We start from the raw sequence: 17,753 nt of genomic DNA, 5'->3' as shown, positions 1-17,753 counted from the left end.
GCACATGAGCCGCCGCACCAGCCGCCGTATCCCCGCACTGCCGTCCTGGCTGCCGGTCGACCCCTACATCCTGGCGCTGATCGGCACGGTGGTACTCGCGGCGCTGCTGCCCGTCTCCGGGACCGGCGCGGACGTGGCGGGCGGCGCGTCGACCGGCGCGGTGGCCCTGCTCTTCTTCCTCTACGGAGCGCGTCTCTCGACCGCCGAGGCGCTCGACGGCCTGAAGCACTGGCGGCTCCACCTCACCGTCCTGGCCTGCACCTTCGTGGTGTTCCCGCTGTTCGGGCTCGCCAGCCACGGGCTGGTGCCCTATGTGCTGACCCCACAGCTCCAGGACGGCTTCCTCTTCCTGTGCCTGGTGCCCTCGACCATCCAGTCGTCGATCGCCTTCACCTCGATCGCCCGCGGCAACGTGCCGGCCGCCATCTGCGCCGGCTCCTTCTCCAGCATCGCCGGGATCCTGCTCACGCCGCTGCTGGCGGCCGTGCTGCTCGGCGGGAGCGGGGGAGGGTTCTCCGCGGACTCGCTGGTGAAGATCGTCCTCCAGCTGCTGGTGCCCTTCCTCGCCGGGCAGCTGCTGCGACGCTGGGTCGGAGGATTCATCAGCCGTCACCGCAAGGTGCTGGGGTATGTCGACCGGGGCTCGATCCTGCTCGTCGTCTACACGGCCTTCAGCGAGGGCATGGTGGCCGGGATCTGGCACCAGGTCACCCCGCTCCGGTTCGGCGCGCTGCTCGGCGCCGAGGCCGTGCTGCTCGCCCTCATGCTCGCGGTGAGCTGGTACGGGGCGAGGCGGCTGGGCTTCGGGCGGGAGGACCGGATCGCCATCCAGTTCGCCGGGTCGAAGAAGAGCCTGGCGGCCGGGCTGCCGATGGCCAGCGTCCTGTTCGGCGCGCACGCCAGTCTCGCGGTGCTGCCCCTGATGCTCTTCCACCAGATGCAGTTGATGGTCTGCGCGGTGATCGCCAAGCGCCGCTCCCGCGACCCGCTGCCGGCCGGCGAGGCGGCGTCGGAGCAGGCCGTACCGGTGGGCTGACGCGGGCAGGCGAGTGCTCCTACGGACTCACCGGCCGTACGGCTGACCCGTGGGCGCTCCGACGAACCTCCGAATCGGGTGGTGGCGGCCCCGGAGCCTGTTGACCAGAGGGGCTGCGACCCCCATGAGTGTCATGACCGAGGCGGCGACCCGGTACCGCCGCCCTTGCCCCGACGTCAGTACCGCCACCGCTCCTACCGCGGCGCCGACGCTCAGGCTCATAGCCGGCCACCACTCGCTGCGGCGCAGCAGACCGGGGACGGAGTACATCGTCACGACGAATCCGTCCGGAGTGCCGACTGCGTCGTCAGGACGATTCGGTCAGCAGAGGGTGGAACCCTGCCGCGCGCCGCGGCGACGTCGGCGGGGCCACCGCGAAGTCCTGGCCGGCCGTCGGCTGATGCGCACGAGAGGCCCGGCCGGCGCAGGGGGCGCTCCCCGCCGGCCGGGCCCTGCCCCGTGCAGCGGGGCGGGCAGTCTCAGCCCCGGCCCACCGTCGCCTCGAGGGCGATGCGGTGGTCACCCGCGTACACGTTCATGGACTGCCCCCGCAGGAAGCCGACGAGGGTCAGACCGCTCTCGGCCGCGAGGTCCACGGCCAGCGACGACGGCGCCGAGACCGCCGCCAGCATCGGAATCCCCGCCATCACCGCCTTCTGCGCCAGTTCGAAGGAGGCCCGCCCCGACACCAGCAGGATCGCCTGCGAGAGCGGCAGACGGTCGTCGGTGAGGGCGCGCCCCACGAGCTTGTCGACCGCGTTGTGGCGGCCCACGTCCTCCCGGATGTCGAGCAGCTCGCCCTCCTGGGAGAACAGCGCCGCGGCGTGCAGACCCCCGGTCCGGTCGAACACCCGCTGCGCCTCGCGCAGCCGGTCGGGGAGGGCGGCGAGCAGTGCGGGCGTCACCCGGACCGGGGGAGCGTCGGCGACGGGATGGCGGGTCGTGGTGCGGACGGCGTCGAGGCTCGCCTTGCCGCAGAGTCCGCAGGACGAGGTGGTGTAGACGTTGCGTTCCAGCGTGATGTCGGGGACCACGACGCCGGGCGCGAGCTTCACGTCCACCACGTTGTACGTGTTCACACCGTCGGCCGTGGCCCCCGCGCAGTACACGATCGACTGCACCTCGGAGCCCTCGCCGATCACGCCCTCGCTCACCAGGAAGCCCGCCGCGAGCGCGAAGTCGTCGCCCGGGGTGCGCATCGTGATGGCGAGCGGCTTGCCGTTCAGCCGGATCTCCAGGGGCTCCTCGGCCACGAGGGTGTCGGGGCGGGTCGTGACCGCCCCGTCCCGGATGCGGATCGTGCGGCGACGCTCGGTGACCCGTCCCATAACCGTCAATCCCGATTCTGTACGTGTTGGTAGCCGAAACGGCCCTTGATACAGAGGTTGCCATGGGTCACGGGGTTGTCGTGCGGCGAGGTGACCTTGACGATCTCGTTCTCCTGCACGTGGAGGGTCACGTTGCACCCCACACCGCAGTAGGCGCAGACGGTCGTGGTCTGCGTCTGGGCGGCCTCGTCCCACGTCCCGGCCGCCCGCATGCCGAATTCCGTGCTGAACGAGAGCGCGCCGGTCGGGCACACCTCGATGCAGTTCCCGCAGAAGACGCAGGCGGAGTCGGGAAGCGCGGCATCGTGCTCGGTGGAGATACGGGCATCGAAACCGCGTCCCGCGACTGCGATGGCGAACGTGTTCTGCCACTGCTCCCCGCAGGCGTCGACGCACTTGTAGCAGAGGATGCATTTGTCGTAGTCGCGGACGTACAGCTCGTTGTCGATCTTCGGCTGTTCGTTCATCCGGGCGGCGTCCGCGCCGAAGCGTTCGGGCTTCGCCTCGTACTCCTTGATCCACTCCTCGGCCCGTGGCGTCGTGGACAGGTCCGTCGACGACGCGAGCAGCTCCAGGACCACCTTCCGGCTGTGCCGGGCCCGCTCCGTGTCCGTACGGACCGTCATGCCCGGCTCGGCGCGCCGGGAGCAGGCCGGGGCGAGCGTGCGGGAGCCCTCCACCTCGACCACACACACCCGGCAGGCGTTCTTCGGGGTGAGCGTGTCCCCCTGGCACAGGGTCGGGATGTCCTTGCCCGCCGACCGGCAGGCGTCCAGGATCGTCGATCCCTCAGGGACGCGGGTCTCCTCGCCGTCCAGCGTGAAAGAGACGAGTCGGCGCGGCGGCTGAAGCGGCACAGTGGTCACTTGTAGACCCCCAGACGGTCGATGGCTGACTCCACGGCGTTCCACGCTGTCTGGCCGAGACCGCAGATCGAGGCGTCCCGCATGGCCTGCCCCACCTCTCTCATGAGCGCGATGTCCTCGGCGGCCCCGGCGCCCGTACGGTCCACGATCCGGTGCAGGGCCTCCTCCTGGCGGACCGTCCCCACCCGGCAGGGCACGCACTGGCCGCACGACTCGTCGCGGAAGAACTCGGCGATGCGCAGCAGCACGCGGGGGAGTTCCACCGAGTCGTCCAGGACCAGGACCACCCCCGAGCCGAGCGTCGTCCCCGCCGCGCGGGTGCCCTCGAAGGTCAGCGGGACGTCCAGCTCGTCGGGGCGTACGAAGCCGCCCGCCGCCCCGCCGAGGAGCACGGCCCGCAGCCGCTCGGGCGGACCCGCGAGGTCGAGCAGCTCCCGGAGGTTCGCGCCGAAGGGCAGTTCGTAGATGCCGGGGCGGGCCACCTGGCCTGAGACGCAGAACAGCTTGGTCCCGGTGGACGTCTCCGTGCCGGTCGCGGCGTACGCGGCGGCGCCGTGCTCCAGGATCGGAAGCACGTTCACCAGCGTCTCGACGTTGTTGACCGCGGTCGGCTTGCCGAAGAGGCCCTTCTCCACCGGGAACGGCGGTTTGGAGCGCGGCTCGCCCCGCTGGCCCTCGATCGAGTTGAAGATCGCGGTCTCCTCGCCGCAGATGTACGCACCCGCGCCGCGCCGGATCTCGATGTCGAAGGCGTACCCCTGCCCGAGGACGTCGGGGCCGAGCAGCCCGCGGGTACGGGCGCTCGTCAGGGCGTGGTCGAGCCGTTCGTACGCGCGGGGGTACTCGCCGCGCAGGTAGATGTAGCCCTGGTGGGCGCCGATGGCGTATCCGGCGATCGTCATCGCCTCGACCAGGGCGTACGGATCGCCCTCCATCAGCACCCGGTCCTTGAAGGTGCCGGGCTCGCTCTCGTCCGCGTTGCACACCAGATAGTGCGGGCCGTCGGCCTGCTGGGCGGTCGCCTGCCACTTGCGTCCGGTGGGGAAGGCGGCGCCGCCCCGGCCGACGAGTCCGGCCTCCAGCACCTCGCGGACCACCCCGGCGGGGCCGAGCGTGAAGGCGCGGCGCAGTGCGGTGTAGCCGCCGGTGGAGCGGTAGTCGTCGAGCGAGGCGGGGTCCACGGTGCCGATCCGCCTGAGGAGCACGAGGGCGGGGTCGCCGGCCTGGGGGACGGCTGCGGCGGCCGGGGGCTCGGCGGGGGCCGACTCGGGGGCCCGGGCGGCGGTGACGAGGGCGGGTGCGGTGGCGGGGGCGAGCACGGCGGAGCAGCGGACGGCGCCTGCGGCGGGCTCCTCCCCTCCCCTCCCCTTCCCGTCGCCGGGGGCTCCGCCCCCGGACCCCCGCTCCTCAAACACCGGAGGGGCCGGATCTGCCCCCGCCTGGAGCAGCAGCGCCGCCGGGGCCCGTTCGCACAGGCCGAGGCAGGGGCTCTCCTGCCAGACCGTGCCCTCGGCCGGGGTGCCCGGAGCACCCAGGCGCTCGGTGAGATCCGCGCACACGGCCGCCGAGCCGCGGGCGGCGCAGGCCAGGTCCGTACAGACGTGGAGCACCTTCGCCGGACGGGGCCGCACCGAGAACATGGCGTAGAAGGTCGCGACGCCGTACGCCTCCGCCGGGGCGACCGTGAGCCGCCGGCAGATGTAGTCCAGGGCGCCCTCGCTGATCCAGCCCACGCGGTCGTTCACCGCGTGCAGTGCGGGCAGCAGCTGGTCCCGGCGGTCCTTGGCCGCGGCGGCACCGCCCCTCGCCCAGCGGAGGTCCTCGTCGGTGCGCTCGGCGGCGCCCTCCCAGCCGGACGGCGGAGGGCCCAACAGGGCGTCCACCGCTTCCCGTTCGGCGTCGGACGGGGCCGCGTCGGTGTACCTCAGGTCCATGCGGGCACCAGCTTCTCTATCCGTACGGCGGAGGCCTTGAATTCGGCGGTGCCGGCGATCGGGCAGTTCGCCTCGATGGTCAGCTGGTTGGTGTCGACCTCGTCGGGGAAGTGCATCGTCATGAAGGCCAGACCCGGCCGCAGCCCGGGGTCGATCCAGACGGGCGCGGTGACGCTGCCCCGCCGCGACGAGACGCGCACCTCCTCGCCCACGGAGACGCCGTACGACTCGGCGTCCTCGGGGCACAGCTCGATGTACTCGCCCCGGCGCAGAGGTGACGCGTAACTCCCGGTCTGTACACCGGTGTTGTACGAGTCCAGGCGCCGCCCGGTCGTCAGCCGCAGCGGGTAGGACTCGTCGGTGAGGTCGACCGGAGGATCGTGCTGCACCAGACCGAAGGGGGCCGCGGGGCCGCGCCGGTCCGGATCGGTCTCCCACAGCCGGGCGTGCAGGAAGCTCGACGGCAGCTTCTCCGTGTCGGGGCAGGGCCACTGCAGCCCCTGGTGCTCCGCGAGCCGTTCGTATGTCATCCCGAAGTGGTCGGGGGAGAGGGATCGCAGCTCGTTCCAGACAGCCTCGGAGTCCTCGAACTTCCAGTCGTGGCCCAACTGTTCAGCCATGGCGCAGATGATGTCGATGTCCTCGCGGGCCTCGCCCGGCGGCACGAGCGCGGCCCGGACCCGCTGCACGCGCCGTTCGCTGTTGGTCGTGGTGCCGTCGGTCTCGGCCCAGGCGGCGGTGGCGGGCAGGACCACGTCGGCCAGTTGGGCGGTCCTGGTCAGGAAGATGTCCTGCACCACCAGATGGTCGAGGGCCTCCAGCCGGCGCACCGCCTGGTCGCTGTCGGCCTCCGACTGCGCGGGGTTCTCCCCGATGCAGTACACCGCGCGCAGTTCGCCGGTCTCCATGGCCTCGAACATCTGGGTGAGGGTCTTGCCGTACCGCGGCTGGATGACGGTGTCCCAGGACCGTTCGAACTTCTGCCGGACGGGTGGGTCCAGGATGTCCTGGAAGCCGGGGAGTTTGTTGGGGATGGCGCCCATGTCGCCGCCGCCCTGCACGTTGTTCTGCCCGCGCAGGGGCTGGACCCCGGAGCCGTACCGCCCGACATGGCCGGTGAGCAGGGAGAGGTTGATCAGCGCGCGGACGTTGTCGGTGCCGTTGTGGTGTTCGGTGATGCCCAGGGTCCAGCAGAGCTGGGCCCGTTCGGCCGTGGCATAGGCGTGGGCGAGGTCCCGGATCGCCTCGGCCGGGACCCCGGTCACCTTCTCGGCGGCGGTCAGGGTCCAGGGTTCGACGAGCGCGGCGTACTCCTCGTACCCGCTGGTCGCGCGGTCCACGAAGGCCTTGTTGACCAGCCCCGCGTGGATGATCTCGCGGCCGATCGCGTGGGCGAGCGGGATGTCGGTGCCGACGTTGAGACCGAGCCAGCTCTCCGCCCATTCGGCGGTCGAGGTGCGGCGCGGGTCGACGACGTGCATCCGGGCGCCGTTGCGGATGCCCTTGAGCACGTGGTGGAAGAAGATCGGGTGCGCGAAACGGGCGTTGGAGCCCCACATCACGATCAGGTCGGTGTGCTCCACCTCCTCGTACGAGGACGTGCCGCCGCCGGAGCCGAAGGCGGCCGAGAGGCCCGCGACGCTCGGGGCGTGGCAGGTGCGGTTGCAGGAGTCGACGTTGTTGGTGCCCATCACGACGCGGGTGAACTTCTGGGCCACGTAGTTCATCTCGTTGGTGGCCCGGGCGCAGGACAGCATCGCGAAGGCGTCGGGACCGTGTGCCTCGCGGGTCTGCCGGAACCCGGCAGCCGCTCGGGCCAGCGCCTCCTCCCAGCTCGCCCGGCGCAGCTCGCCGTCCTCCCCGCGGACGAGGGGGTGGGTGAGGCGTTCGTACGTCTTCGGCTGCCGGCCCTTCCGGCTCCGGCCGCCTGTGCGTTCGGTCTTCATGGTGCGCTCCCTGCCGGTGCCGAGGACGTGGTGGCGAGGAGATCCGCGAGCGCGTGCACGGCGCGCAGCGTCGGTACGGGCGTTCCGGCCAGCTCGGCCAGCTCGACGACGGCCGCGAGCAGCACGTCGAGTTCGAGGGGTTTGCCCTTCTCCAGGTCCTGGAGGGTGGATGTCTTGTGATCGCCGACGCGCTCCGCGCCCGCGATGCGCCGCTCCACGGAGATCTCGGGGCGGCAGCCGACGGCCGCCGCCACTTCGAGGGTTTCGCGCATCATCGACTCCACGAGTGCGCGGGTGTCCGGATGGCGGCAGATCTGGCCCATGGTGGCGCGGGCCAGCGCGCTGATCGGGTTGAAGGAGATGTTGCCGAGCAGTTTGATCCAGATGTCGTTGCGCAGGTCGGACTCCACGGGGCACTTGAGTCCGCCCGCGACCATGGCCTCGCTGAAGTCCAGACAGCGTCTGGACACCGTCCGGTCCGGCTCGCCGATGGCGAACCGGGTGCCTTCGAGGTGGCGCACCACGCCCGGTGCCTCGATCTCGGTGGCGGCGTAGACCACGCAGCCGATGGCGCGTTCGGGCGGCAGCGTGGCGCTCACCGAGCCCGCCGGGTCGACGCTGTGGAGCCGGCGGCCGGTGTACGGGCCGCCGAGGCCGTGGAAGTACCACCAGGGGATGCCGTTCTGGGCGGCTATCACCGCGGTGTCGCGGTGCATCAGCGGATGGACCAGCGGCCCCGACACCGCGTACGAGTTGGCCTTGAGGCCGAGGAACACATAGTCGACGGGCCCGACCTCCGAGGGGTCGTCGGTGGCGGCGGGCCGTGCGGTGAAGTCACCGCGGGGGCTGAGCACGCGCACACCGTCACGGCGCATGGCCGCCAGATGCGGGCCCCGGGCGATGAGATGGACGTCGGCGCCCGCGCGGTGGAGCGCGGCCCCGACATAGGCGCCTATTGCTCCGGCGCCGACAACTGCGACTTTCACGGGGCTCTCCGTTCGGTGAGAGGACCGAGCGAGGGTGTCAAGTCGACAGAATATTGTCTACAGTATGCCTTCAGGGAGGGTCAATACTCGTGACAGCGGGTGCCTGGCCCGTACGCGATTCCGGCAGGTACTCCGGAGTGTCCGCGAGAGTTCCCGGGGGGCTGTTCGAGACGCTCCAACCTCGGGCCCGTATTCCTGTGGGGTTAGGTGCCCCCGTACCGGTCGGTAGCAACCAAGACTGGATAGTTCCTGCCAAACGTAGCGAGGGGAACCCGTACATGACCGGCTCACGTGTCGTGGCGCTCGGCCACTACCAGCCTGCCAAGGTCCTCACCAACGACGATCTGGCGGCCATGGTCGACACCAGCGACGAGTGGATCACCAGCCGGGTCGGCATCAGGACCCGGCATGTGGGCGGGCCCGACGAACCCGTGGACGATCTGGCCGCCCACGCCGCGGCCAAGGCCCTCGCTTCGGCCGGACTCCAGCCGGCGGACATCGACATGGTCCTGGTCGCCACCTCCACGGCCATCGACCGGTCGCCGAGCATGTCCGCCCGGGTCGCCGCCCGCCTGGGCATGGGCTCACCGGCCGTGATGGACATCAACGTGGTCTGCTCCGGGTTCACCCACGCGCTCGCCACCGCCGACCACGCCATCCGGGCCGGAGCCGCCACCCGGGCCCTCGTCATCGGCGCCGACAAGATGGGCGACATTGTCGACTGGACGGACCGCTCCACCTGCGTCCTGATGGGCGACGGTGCGGGTGCGGCCGTCGTCACCGCCGACCCCGAAGGGGGCGACAGGCCCGGGATCGGCCCCGTCCTGTGGGGTTCGGTGCCGGAGATGGGCAACGCCGTACGGATCGAGGGCACGCCCCCGCGATTCGCGCAGGAGGGGCAGTCCGTCTACCGCTGGGCCACCACGCAACTGCCGCCGATCGCCCGCGCGGTCTGCGAACGGGCCGGTGTCACGCCCGAGGACCTCGCCGCGGTGGTGCTGCACCAGGCCAACCTGAGGATCATCGAACCCGTCGCCCGGAAGATCGGGGCGGTCAACGCCGTCATCGCCCGGGACGTGGTGGATTCCGGCAACACTTCGGCCGCTTCGATCCCGATGGCCCTGTCCAAACTGGTGGAAAGAGGCGAGGTCGAGAGCGGTGCGCCGGTCCTGCTCTTCGGCTTCGGCGGAAATCTTTCGTACGCGGGTCAGGTGATCCGCTGCCCTTGAGGCCCCCGGCGTGGCATTGTGCTCGGTAGACTGTAGACGATAAGCAATGGCCCGGGCGCCCGGAGGGGGACCGCGATGTTGTCCGCAGGACTGCCGCAAGGAACGGTGCCGAAGCTGGAGCGGCCGGGACCGTTGCGCGAGCGCGTCTACGAGGCGCTCCTCGAGCTGATCACCACGCGCGCCCTCAGCCCCGGCCAGCACCTGGTCGAGAGCGAGCTCGCGGGCCATCTGGGAGTGTCGCGGCAGCCGGTGCGCGAGGCGCTCCAGCGGCTGAACACCGAGGGCTGGGTCGATCTGCGCCCCGCGCAGGGCGCGTTCGTCCATGAACCCACCGAGGAGGAGGCGGACCAGTTGCTCTCGGTCCGCACCCTGCTGGAGGCGGAGGCCGCCCGGCTGGCCGCCGCCCACTCCGGACGGCCGGGCATCGAGGCCCTGGAGGAGCTGTGCTCAAAGGGGGAACGGGCCGTCGCCGCCGACGACGTGGACCTCGCCGTCGCCACGAACGCCGCTTTCCACGCCAAGGTCATGGAGCTGGCGGGCAACGTCGTCCTGTCCGAGCTCGCCGCCCAGGTGGACCGCCGGGTCCGCTGGTACTACACGCCTGTGGCCCGCCAGCGCGGCACCCAGTCCTGGATCGAGCACCGGGAGCTGATCGCGGCGATCGCCTCAAGGGACGAACAGCGGGCGACCACGATCATGCGGGCACACACCGAGCACACGCGCCAGACGTACCACCGGCGCGAACAGGCCTGATCACCGTCCGACCGGACACCACCGCCTGACCGAAGGCCGGGGCAGCAGGACGCCCCGGCCTTTTCGCGCGCTCCCGACCCGGCACCCCGCACACCGGGGTCATCGGATGCTGCTCGCGAGCCGCATCTTTGTCCTGAGTGTGGAGAAAGTTGGAGCGGATTCATGCGCAACTTCTTCCCACTCCGGTAAACCGCTGCTACGTTCCCCTCGAAAGCCCGACGGACTGGCCGATGTGGCGGGGAGGGACACGTGAGACGTATGACGGCACGACCCGCGAACACGCACCAGGCGCGACTGCTCCGGCTGTTGCGCGACGGAGGGCCCAACTCCCGCGCACAGCTGGGCGATCAGGTCGATCTCTCACGCTCCAAGCTCGCCGTCGAGGTGGACCGGCTCCTGGAGACCGGACTCGTCGTGGCCGACGGGCTCGCCGCGTCCCGCGGCGGGCGCAGGTCCCACAACATCCGGCTCGCCCCGGGACTGCGCTTCCTCGGCGTCGACATCGGTGCCACGTCCATCGATGTGGCTGTCACCAACGCCGAGTTGGAGGTCCTCGGGCACCTCAACCATCCGATGGACGTACGGGAAGGACCCGTCGCGATCTTCGACCAGGTGCTGGCGATGGCGGCGAAGCTCCGGGCCTCCGGGCTCGCCGAAGGCTTCGACGGCGCCGGTATCGGGGTACCGGGACCCGTCCGCTTCCCCGAAGGCGTACCGGTCGCTCCGCCGATCATGCCGGGCTGGGACGGCTTCCCGGTCCGCGAGGCGCTCAGCCAGGAACTGGGCTGCCCCGTCATGGTGGACAACGATGTGAACCTGATGGCACTGGGGGAGCAGCACGCGGGCGTCGCCCGTTCCGTGGGCGACTTCCTCTGCGTCAAGATCGGTACGGGTATCGGCTGCGGCATCGTGGTGGGCGGAGACGTCTACCGCGGCACGACGGGCAGCGCCGGAGACATCGGACATATCCAGGTGGAACCGGACGGACGCGCCTGCGCCTGCGGCAACAAGGGCTGCCTGGAAGCCCACTTCAGCGGCGCCGCCCTCGCCCGCGACGCCGAGGACGCGGCCCGGGCCGGACGGTCCCCGGAGCTGGCGGCCCGGCTGGAAGCTGCCGGAAAGCTCTCGGCCATCGATGTGGCCGCCGCGGCCGCGGCCGGCGACCCCACGGCGCTCGACCTGATCCGCGAGGGCGGAAACCGGGTCGGTCAGGTCATCGCCGGACTCGTCAGCTTCTTCAACCCGGGCCTCGTCGTGATCGGCGGCGGGGTGACCGGGCTCGGCCACAACCTGCTGGCCAGTGTCCGCACCCAGGTCTACCGGCAGTCCCTGCCGCTGGCCACGGGCAACCTCCCCATCGTCCTCGGTGAGCTGGGGCCCGTCGCCGGGGTGACCGGCGCGGCCAGGCTCATCAGCGACCACCTGTTCTCGCCGGCCTGATGTCCGGGCCGGCGCGCCGTTCGGCACGCGTTCCGCAGTCACCTCCGTAAGCAGCCTGTTCCGAGCTCCGCCCGCAGGACCGCACAGCACGCGCACAGCGGTACCACCCAGCAGTTCCGTCAGCAGTACGGCACCGCCGGCACTGCCCCCTGCCCGCTCACCGGCCTTCCCCGGAATCTCGGCCTCGTCCGAGCAGGGGAGAACCCACCCGCCGAGGGGATTCGTCATGGCACCAGAACCACCTCTGCTCACGATGTCCGGCATCACCAAGTCGTTCCCCGGTGTGCGCGCCCTCGACGGCGTGGACCTGGAGGTGCTGGCCGGTGAAGTCCACTGCCTCCTCGGCCAGAACGGTGCCGGCAAGTCCACCCTCATCAAGGTGCTGGCCGGGGCCCATCAGCCCGACGACGGCGCCATCACCTGGCGCGGCGAGCCCGTCCAGCTGTCCTCGCCGATCACCGCGATGCGGCTGGGAATCGCCACCATCTACCAGGAACTCGACCTGGTGGAGGGCCTCTCGGTCGCGGAGAACGTCTTCCTCGGCCATGAACCGACCAGCGCGGGCTTCGTCGTCCGGACCCGGGAGGCCCGCACCACGGCCGCCGCGCTCCTGAAGCGGCTGGGACACCCGGAGATCGACCCGGCCCGCCTGGTCGGCGACCTGTCCGCGGCCCACCAGCAGATCGTCTCCATGGCGCGGGCGCTCTCCCACGACGTACGGCTCATCGTGATGGACGAGCCGTCCGCGGCCCTTGACCCCGACGAGGTCGACAACCTCTTCCGCATCGTCGACGGGCTCACCGCCGACGGGGTGGCCGTCGTCTACATCTCGCACCGGCTGGAGGAGATCCGCCGCATCGGCGACCGGGTGACGGTGCTCAAGGACGGCAGGGCCGTCGCCGTCGGGCTGCCCGCCCACTCCACCCCCACGAACGACATCGTCGCCATGATGACCGGCCGCAACGTCGAGTTCGTCTTCCCGGAGCGGCCCGGCCCCGGCACCCGGGCCACGGCCGAACCCGTACTGAGGGTCGAAGGCCTCTGCCGCAAGGGGGAGTTCGAGCCCGTCGACCTGGAGCTCATGCCCGGTGAGATCGTCGGCCTGGCCGGCCTCGTCGGCTCCGGGCGCTCCGAGATCCTGGAGACCGTCTACGGTGCGCGCAAGCCGACCGCCGGCCGTGTCGTCGTCGACGGCACTCCGCTGCGGGCCGGCAGCGTCCGGGCCGCCGTGGCCGCAGGAATCGGCCTGGCCCCCGAGGAACGCAAGGCGCAGGCGCTGCTGTTGACGGAATCCGTCACCCGCAACGTCTCGATCTCCTCCTTGTCCCGGTTCGCCCGCGGCGGCTGGCTCGACCGGGGCGCCGAGCGCACCGCAGCAAGGACCGCGACCCGGGAACTCTCCCTGCGGCCCGACAACCCGGACGCCGCTGTCCGCACCCTCTCCGGCGGCAACCAGCAGAAGGCGGTCCTGGCCCGCTGGCTGCTGCGCGGCTGCCGGGTCCTGCTGCTCGACGAACCGACCCGCGGCGTCGACGTCGGCGCGCGCGCCGAGCTCTACGCCGTGATCCGCCGGCTGGCCGACGAAGGCCTCGCCGTTCTGCTCGTCTCCAGCGAAGTGCCCGAAGTGCTGGGCCTCGCCGACCGGGTGCTGGTGCTCCGGGAGGGCCGTGTCGTGCACACGGCCGATGCCAGGGAGCTCGACGAGCACCGTGTCCTCGACCTCGTCATGGAAGGGAGCCCGACGTCATGACACAGCCCGCACCGTCGGCGCAGCACCAAGGGCCCGACAAGGGGACCGCGACCGGCCCCGTGGCCGCGCCGCCCTCGAAGCAGGGCGGCGGACCGCGCGCACTCGGCCTGCGAGCCGATGTCCGAAACCTGTCGCTGCTCGGCGTACTCGCCGTCCTGGCACTCGTCGGCGGCATCACCGAACCCGACGCGTTCCTGGACACCGGGAACCTCCAGCTGATCCTGACGCAGTCCTCCGTCATCGGGGTCGTCACCGTCGGTATGACCCTCGTCATCATCGGCGGCGGCATCGACCTCTCGGTCGGCGCGATGGTGGCCCTCGCGTCCGTCTGGGCCACGACGCTCGCCACCCAGGATTTCGGCTTCGCCGGTATCCTCTTCACCGCGGTGATCGTCGGCCTCGCCGCCGGGCTCGTCAACGGGGTCCTCATCGCCTACGGGCGGATGGTGCCCTTCATCGCGACGCTCGCCATGCTCGCGTCGGCCCGTGGACTCGCCCTTCTGATCACCGACGGCAAGACACAGATCGTCACCGTCCAGTCCGTCCTCGATCTGGGCCTGCCCGACTCGTACGTCCTGGGCATCCCACCGCTGGTCCTGGGCTTCGCCGCGGTCACGGTCGTCGGCTGGCTCATCCTGAACCGGACCACGTTCGGACGCCGTACGGTCGCCATCGGAGGCAACGCGGAGGCGGCCAGGCTCGCCGGCATCGACGTACGCCGCCAGCGGCTCTACCTCTATCTGCTCTCCGGCGTGTGCTGCGGCATCGCGGCCTTCATGCTGATCATCCTGTCCGGCTCCGGGCAGAACACCAACGGCAATCTGTACGAACTCGACGCCATCGCAGCCGCGATCATCGGAGGCACCCTGCTGAGCGGCGGCAGGGGCACCATCGTCGGATCCGTGCTCGGGGTCCTCGTCTTCACCACGATCACCAACATCTTCGCCCTGAACAATCTGCAGAGCGACGTCCAGCAGATCGCCAAGGGCGCCATCATCGTCGCCGCCGTCCTCGTCCAGCACCGCACACTGCGCGGCGGCGAGACCTGAGTTCCCCCTGCCTGACAGAGCACTGATCACCCACCCGCTGTTCCGTACGTATCGCACCGGATGAAGGGTTTGACAGCCATGCCAGAAACCAGCCGCAGAGGACTGCTCTTCGGCACCGCGGCCGTCTCCGCGGGAGCCCTCCTCACCGCCTGTACCAGCAACGAGCCCAAGGAGAAGGAGACAGCCCAGAACAACCAGCCCGCCGCCGACGACAAGCCCGGCAAGCCCGTCACCATCGGCTTCGCGGGACCCCAGGCCGACCACGGCTGGCTCAACGCCATCAACGTGAACGCCAAGTCGCGGGCGGAGAAGTACTCCGAGGTGACCCTGGAGATCACCGAGGGATCCAACGACACCGCGGCTCAGATCGGCCAGGTCAAGACCCTCATCAACAAGAAGGTCGACGTCCTCGTCATCCTCCCCGCCGACGGCAAGGCACTCACCCAGGTCGGCCTGGAAGCGATGAAGGCGGGCATCCCCGTCGTCAACCTGGACCGCGTCTTCGCCTCACCGCAGGCCTACCGCTGCTGGGTCGGCGGCGACAACTACGGCATGGGCCTCAACGCCGGGCACTACATCGGTGAGCAGCTCAAGGGCAAGGCGAACGCCAAGGTCGTCGAGCTCGCCGGCATCGACAACCTGGAACTCACCAAGCAGCGCAGCCAGGGCTTCGCCGACGCGCTGAAGAACTACTCCAACATCAAGCTGGTGGCCCGTCAGGCCGCAGACTTCACCGTGGAGTCGGGCCAGGCGAAGATGGCGCAACTCCTCCAGGCGCAGAAGCAGTTCGACGCGATGTGGAACCACGACGACGACCAGGGTGTGGGCGCGCTGCGGGCCATCCAGCAGGCCGGCCGCGACGAGTTCATCATGGTCGGCGGTGCGGGTGCCAAGTCCGCGATGGACGCCATCAAGGCCGACAACAGCGTCCTGAAGGCCACCGTGCTCTACCCGCCCACGATGGCCGCCTCCGCGATCGACCTGGCGCGCGCACTCGGCCAGGGCAAGGGCGTCGCCGGCCTCTCCGAGATGGAGATCCCGACCTCGCTGACCCTGTACTCGGCCGTGGTCACGAAGGACAACATCGACCAGTACCTGCCGACGGGCTTCAGCTGATCCCGCACCGCCGCAGCCACCGAACCACCGACGAGGAGGAAGCCCGCATGGCCCGCAGGGATGAAACGGAGCAGGAGACCGAGGGGCCGCCGCCGACGGCGACGCTCGGTGTCGGCATGGTCGGATACGCGTTCATGGGTGCGGCCCACTCCCAGGGGTGGCGCACCGCGGGACATGTCTTCGACCTGCCGGTGCGACCCGCTCTCGCCGCGATCTGCGGACGTGACCGGACGGCCGTCGAGGCCGCGGCCGTCCGGCACGGGTGGGCTGCCGCGGAGACCGACTGGCGCGCCCTGATCGCCCGGGACGATGTGCAACTGGTCGACATCTGCACCCCGGGCGACAGCCACGCGGAGATCGCCATCGCCGCCCTGGAGGCGGGCAAGCACGTCCTCTGCGAGAAGCCGCTCGCCAACACGGTCGCCGAGGCGGAAGCCATGGCTCAGGCCGCGGAGCGGGCGGCGGCCCGCGGCCAGGTGGCGATCGTGGGCTTCAACTACCGCAAGGTGCCGGCTCTCACCTACGCCCGCCGGATGATCGAGGAGGGCAGGCTGGGCGCCCTGCGGCACGTACGGGCCACCTACCTCCAGGACTGGCTCGTCGACCCCGGATCACCGCTCACCTGGCGGCTGGAGCGGGAGCGCGCCGGATCCGGCGCACTGGGAGACCTCGGAGCGCACATCGTCGACCTCGCCCAGTACCTGGCCGGGGAGACGCTGGTCGGGGTGTCGGCGATGAGCGAGACCTTCGTACGCGAGAGGCCCGTGCTCGCCGGGGCCGCCGCCGGGCTCTCAGGGGTCGGTGACAGTACCGCGCGGGGAGCGGTCACTGTCGACGACGCGACCCTGTTCACCGGGCGGCTGGCGTCGGGGGCCCTGGCCTCCTTCGAGGCGACCAGGATGGCCGCCGGGCGTAAGAACGCCCTGCGCCTGGAGATCAACGGGGAGCTCGGGTCGATCGCCTTCGACCTGGAGCGGCTCAACGAGCTCTCCTTCCACGACCACACCGAACCCGCGACCAGCGCCGGCTTCCGACGGATCCTCGTCACCGAACCCCAGCACCCCTACCTGGAGGCGTGGTGGCCGCCGGGCCACGGTCTGGGCTACGAGCACACCTTCGTGCACCAGGCCCATGACGTGGTGCGCGCCATCACCGAAGGGCGCGCCCCCGTGCCGTCGTTCGCCGACGGGCTTCAGGTGCAGCGGGTGCTCGCCGCCGTCGAGGAGAGCGCCGCCAAGAACTCCGTATACACCCCGGTTCCCTTCTAGGAGGTTCCGCGCATGCCCCGTCCCTTCACTCTCTTCACCGGCCAGTGGGCCGACCTGCCGCTGGAGGACGTCTGCCGGCACGCCCGGGACTTCGGTTACGACGGGCTCGAACTCGCCTGCTGGGGCGATCACTTCGAGGTGGACAAGGCGCTGTCGGACCCCGGCTACCTCGACGGCCGGCGACAGCTCCTCGACAAGTACGGTCTCACATGCTGGGCGATCTCCAACCACCTGGTCGGCCAGGCCGTCTGCGACAACCCGATCGACGAACGCCACCAGGGGATCCTGCCCGCCCGCGTCTGGGGGGACGGGGAGCCGGAAGGCGTCCGGCAGCGGGCCGCCGAGGAGATCAAGAACACCGCCCGGGCGGCGGCGGCCTTCGGCGTCGACACGGTCATCGGCTTCACCGGGTCCTCCATCTGGCACCTGGTCGCCATGTTCCCGCCGGTCCCGCCGCACATGATCGAACGCGGCTACGAGGACTTCGCGGAGCGGTGGAACCCGATCCTGGACGTCTTCGACGCCGAGGGGGTGCGCTTCGCCCACGAGGTGCATCCGAGCGAGATCGCGTACGACTACTGGACCACGCACCGCGCCCTGGAGGCCGTGGGCCACCGGCCCGCTTTCGGGCTGAACTTCGACCCGAGCCACTTCGTGTGGCAGGACCTCGACCCGGTCGGCTTCCTGTACGACTTCCGGGACCGGATCTACCACGTGGACTGCAAGGAGGCCCGCAAGCGCCTCGACGGCCGCAACGGGCGCCTCGGCTCCCATCTGCCCTGGGGCGATCCACGGCGCGGCTGGGACTTCGTCTCGGCCGGGCACGGCGACGTTCCCTGGGAGGACGTCTTCCGGATGCTGCGGTCCATCGGGTACGAGGGGCCGGTCTCCGTGGAGTGGGAGGACGCCGGCATGGACCGGCTGACGGGGGCGCCCGAGGCGCTGGCGTCGCTGAAGCGGTTCGACTTCGACCCGCCGAGCGCGTCGTTCGACGCGGCGTTCGGCGGGGGCGACTAACCGGGGAGAGGGGCGGGGCTCTCTTCGAGGGCTCC

Annotated in this window: 15 protein-coding genes; 9 read left to right on the top strand and 6 right to left on the bottom strand. The window is 70.8% G+C overall.

Annotated features, from left to right (window positions below; all coding sequences use genetic code 11):
• Positions 1 to 4: 4 nt before the first annotated feature.
• A complete protein-coding gene (locus tag ACIBCU_RS13275; protein WP_362928190.1) occupies positions 5 to 1,036 on the top strand; it encodes a bile acid:sodium symporter family protein in 1,032 nt (343 codons plus the stop codon).
• Positions 1,037 to 1,063: 27 nt separating this feature from the next.
• On the opposite strand, the gene ACIBCU_RS13270 is transcribed toward ACIBCU_RS13275, so the two are convergent.
• From ACIBCU_RS13270 to ACIBCU_RS13245, 6 genes are all read right to left on the bottom strand, one after another.
• Positions 1,064 to 1,312: a hypothetical protein gene (locus tag ACIBCU_RS13270; protein ID WP_362928188.1), complete on the bottom strand. Its 249-nt coding sequence runs from the start codon at positions 1,310 to 1,312 to the stop codon at positions 1,064 to 1,066.
• 203 nt (positions 1,313 to 1,515) lie between these two features.
• A complete protein-coding gene (fdhD, locus tag ACIBCU_RS13265; protein WP_399231259.1) occupies positions 1,516 to 2,364 on the bottom strand; it encodes a formate dehydrogenase accessory sulfurtransferase FdhD in 849 nt (282 codons plus the stop codon).
• A 5-nt stretch (positions 2,365 to 2,369) separates the two neighbouring features.
• Positions 2,370 to 3,230, bottom strand: coding sequence for a 2Fe-2S iron-sulfur cluster-binding protein (locus ACIBCU_RS13260; RefSeq protein ID WP_362928184.1), 861 nt, complete (start codon positions 3,228 to 3,230; stop codon positions 2,370 to 2,372).
• The gene (locus tag ACIBCU_RS13255) at positions 3,227 to 5,164 is read right to left on the bottom strand and encodes an NAD(P)H-dependent oxidoreductase subunit E (RefSeq protein WP_399231256.1); all 1,938 of its coding nucleotides are present in this window, start codon (positions 5,162 to 5,164) and stop codon (positions 3,227 to 3,229) included. The genes ACIBCU_RS13260 and ACIBCU_RS13255 overlap by 4 nt, the downstream gene beginning before the upstream one ends.
• Positions 5,155 to 7,110, bottom strand: coding sequence for a molybdopterin oxidoreductase family protein (locus ACIBCU_RS13250; protein ID WP_399231254.1), 1,956 nt, complete (start codon positions 7,108 to 7,110; stop codon positions 5,155 to 5,157). Before ACIBCU_RS13250 ends, ACIBCU_RS13255 begins: the two co-directional genes overlap by 10 nt.
• Positions 7,107 to 8,096 carry a 2-dehydropantoate 2-reductase gene (locus tag ACIBCU_RS13245; RefSeq protein WP_399231252.1) on the bottom strand — a complete coding sequence of 330 codons (990 nt, stop codon included), beginning with the start codon at positions 8,094 to 8,096 and terminating at the stop codon, positions 7,107 to 7,109. Before ACIBCU_RS13245 ends, ACIBCU_RS13250 begins: the two co-directional genes overlap by 4 nt.
• Before the next feature lie 278 nt (positions 8,097 to 8,374).
• Here ACIBCU_RS13245 and ACIBCU_RS13240 point away from each other — a divergent pair, with 278 nt between their 5' ends.
• The 8 genes from ACIBCU_RS13240 to ACIBCU_RS13205 all read left to right on the top strand — a co-directional run bounded on the left by ACIBCU_RS13240 (position 8,375) and on the right by ACIBCU_RS13205 (position 17,718).
• Positions 8,375 to 9,325: a beta-ketoacyl-ACP synthase III gene (locus ACIBCU_RS13240; RefSeq protein ID WP_362928178.1), complete on the top strand. Its 951-nt coding sequence runs from the start codon at positions 8,375 to 8,377 to the stop codon at positions 9,323 to 9,325.
• A 75-nt stretch (positions 9,326 to 9,400) separates the two neighbouring features.
• Positions 9,401 to 10,078, top strand: a complete 678-nt coding sequence (locus ACIBCU_RS13235; protein WP_362928176.1) for a GntR family transcriptional regulator — start codon at positions 9,401 to 9,403, stop codon at positions 10,076 to 10,078.
• Between the two features lie 258 nt (positions 10,079 to 10,336).
• Positions 10,337 to 11,518: an ROK family transcriptional regulator gene (locus ACIBCU_RS13230; protein WP_362928174.1), complete on the top strand. Its 1,182-nt coding sequence runs from the start codon at positions 10,337 to 10,339 to the stop codon at positions 11,516 to 11,518.
• A gap of 226 nt (positions 11,519 to 11,744) precedes the next feature.
• Entirely contained in the window at positions 11,745 to 13,268 is a 1,524-nt protein-coding gene (locus tag ACIBCU_RS13225; RefSeq protein WP_399231249.1) for a sugar ABC transporter ATP-binding protein, read from the top strand.
• Positions 13,265 to 14,317 carry an ABC transporter permease gene (locus ACIBCU_RS13220; RefSeq protein WP_362928170.1) on the top strand — a complete coding sequence of 351 codons (1,053 nt, stop codon included), beginning with the start codon at positions 13,265 to 13,267 and terminating at the stop codon, positions 14,315 to 14,317. The genes ACIBCU_RS13225 and ACIBCU_RS13220 overlap by 4 nt, the downstream gene beginning before the upstream one ends.
• Positions 14,318 to 14,395: 78 nt before the next feature.
• On the top strand, positions 14,396 to 15,433 hold the full coding sequence (locus ACIBCU_RS13215; RefSeq protein WP_399231246.1) for a substrate-binding domain-containing protein: 1,038 nt from the start codon (positions 14,396 to 14,398) through the stop codon (positions 15,431 to 15,433).
• 47 nt (positions 15,434 to 15,480) lie between these two features.
• Complete coding sequence (locus tag ACIBCU_RS13210; RefSeq protein ID WP_362928166.1) at positions 15,481 to 16,701, top strand: Gfo/Idh/MocA family oxidoreductase; 1,221 nt, start codon at positions 15,481 to 15,483, stop codon at positions 16,699 to 16,701.
• A gap of 12 nt (positions 16,702 to 16,713) precedes the next feature.
• The gene (locus ACIBCU_RS13205; RefSeq protein WP_399231244.1) at positions 16,714 to 17,718 is read left to right on the top strand and encodes a sugar phosphate isomerase/epimerase family protein; all 1,005 of its coding nucleotides are present in this window, start codon (positions 16,714 to 16,716) and stop codon (positions 17,716 to 17,718) included.
• The last annotated feature ends 35 nt before the right edge of the window (positions 17,719 to 17,753 follow it).

Source organism: Streptomyces sp. NPDC051064, assembly GCF_044455985.1.
Lineage (GTDB): Bacteria > Actinomycetota > Actinomycetes > Streptomycetales > Streptomycetaceae > Streptomyces.
This window is presented reverse-complemented; position numbering and strand designations above follow the sequence as displayed.

Excerpts from the sequence above, each read along its gene's own strand:
- ACIBCU_RS13275 (WP_362928190.1), top strand. The coding sequence starts at position 5 with ATGAGCCGCCGCACCAGCCGCCGTATCCCCGCACTGCCGTCCTGGCTG.
- fdhD (WP_399231259.1), bottom strand. The coding sequence starts at position 2,364 with ATGGGACGGGTCACCGAGCGTCGCCGCACGATCCGCATCCGGGACGGG.
- ACIBCU_RS13255 (WP_399231256.1), bottom strand. The coding sequence starts at position 5,164 with ATGGACCTGAGGTACACCGACGCGGCCCCGTCCGACGCCGAACGGGAA.
- ACIBCU_RS13250 (WP_399231254.1), bottom strand. The coding sequence starts at position 7,110 with ATGAAGACCGAACGCACAGGCGGCCGGAGCCGGAAGGGCCGGCAGCCG.
- ACIBCU_RS13240 (WP_362928178.1), top strand. The coding sequence starts at position 8,375 with ATGACCGGCTCACGTGTCGTGGCGCTCGGCCACTACCAGCCTGCCAAG.
- ACIBCU_RS13235 (WP_362928176.1), top strand. The coding sequence starts at position 9,401 with ATGTTGTCCGCAGGACTGCCGCAAGGAACGGTGCCGAAGCTGGAGCGG.
- ACIBCU_RS13230 (WP_362928174.1), top strand. The coding sequence starts at position 10,337 with ATGACGGCACGACCCGCGAACACGCACCAGGCGCGACTGCTCCGGCTG.
- ACIBCU_RS13225 (WP_399231249.1), top strand. The coding sequence starts at position 11,745 with ATGGCACCAGAACCACCTCTGCTCACGATGTCCGGCATCACCAAGTCG.
- ACIBCU_RS13220 (WP_362928170.1), top strand. The coding sequence starts at position 13,265 with ATGACACAGCCCGCACCGTCGGCGCAGCACCAAGGGCCCGACAAGGGG.
- ACIBCU_RS13215 (WP_399231246.1), top strand. The coding sequence starts at position 14,396 with ATGCCAGAAACCAGCCGCAGAGGACTGCTCTTCGGCACCGCGGCCGTC.
- ACIBCU_RS13210 (WP_362928166.1), top strand. The coding sequence starts at position 15,481 with ATGGCCCGCAGGGATGAAACGGAGCAGGAGACCGAGGGGCCGCCGCCG.
- ACIBCU_RS13205 (WP_399231244.1), top strand. The coding sequence starts at position 16,714 with ATGCCCCGTCCCTTCACTCTCTTCACCGGCCAGTGGGCCGACCTGCCG.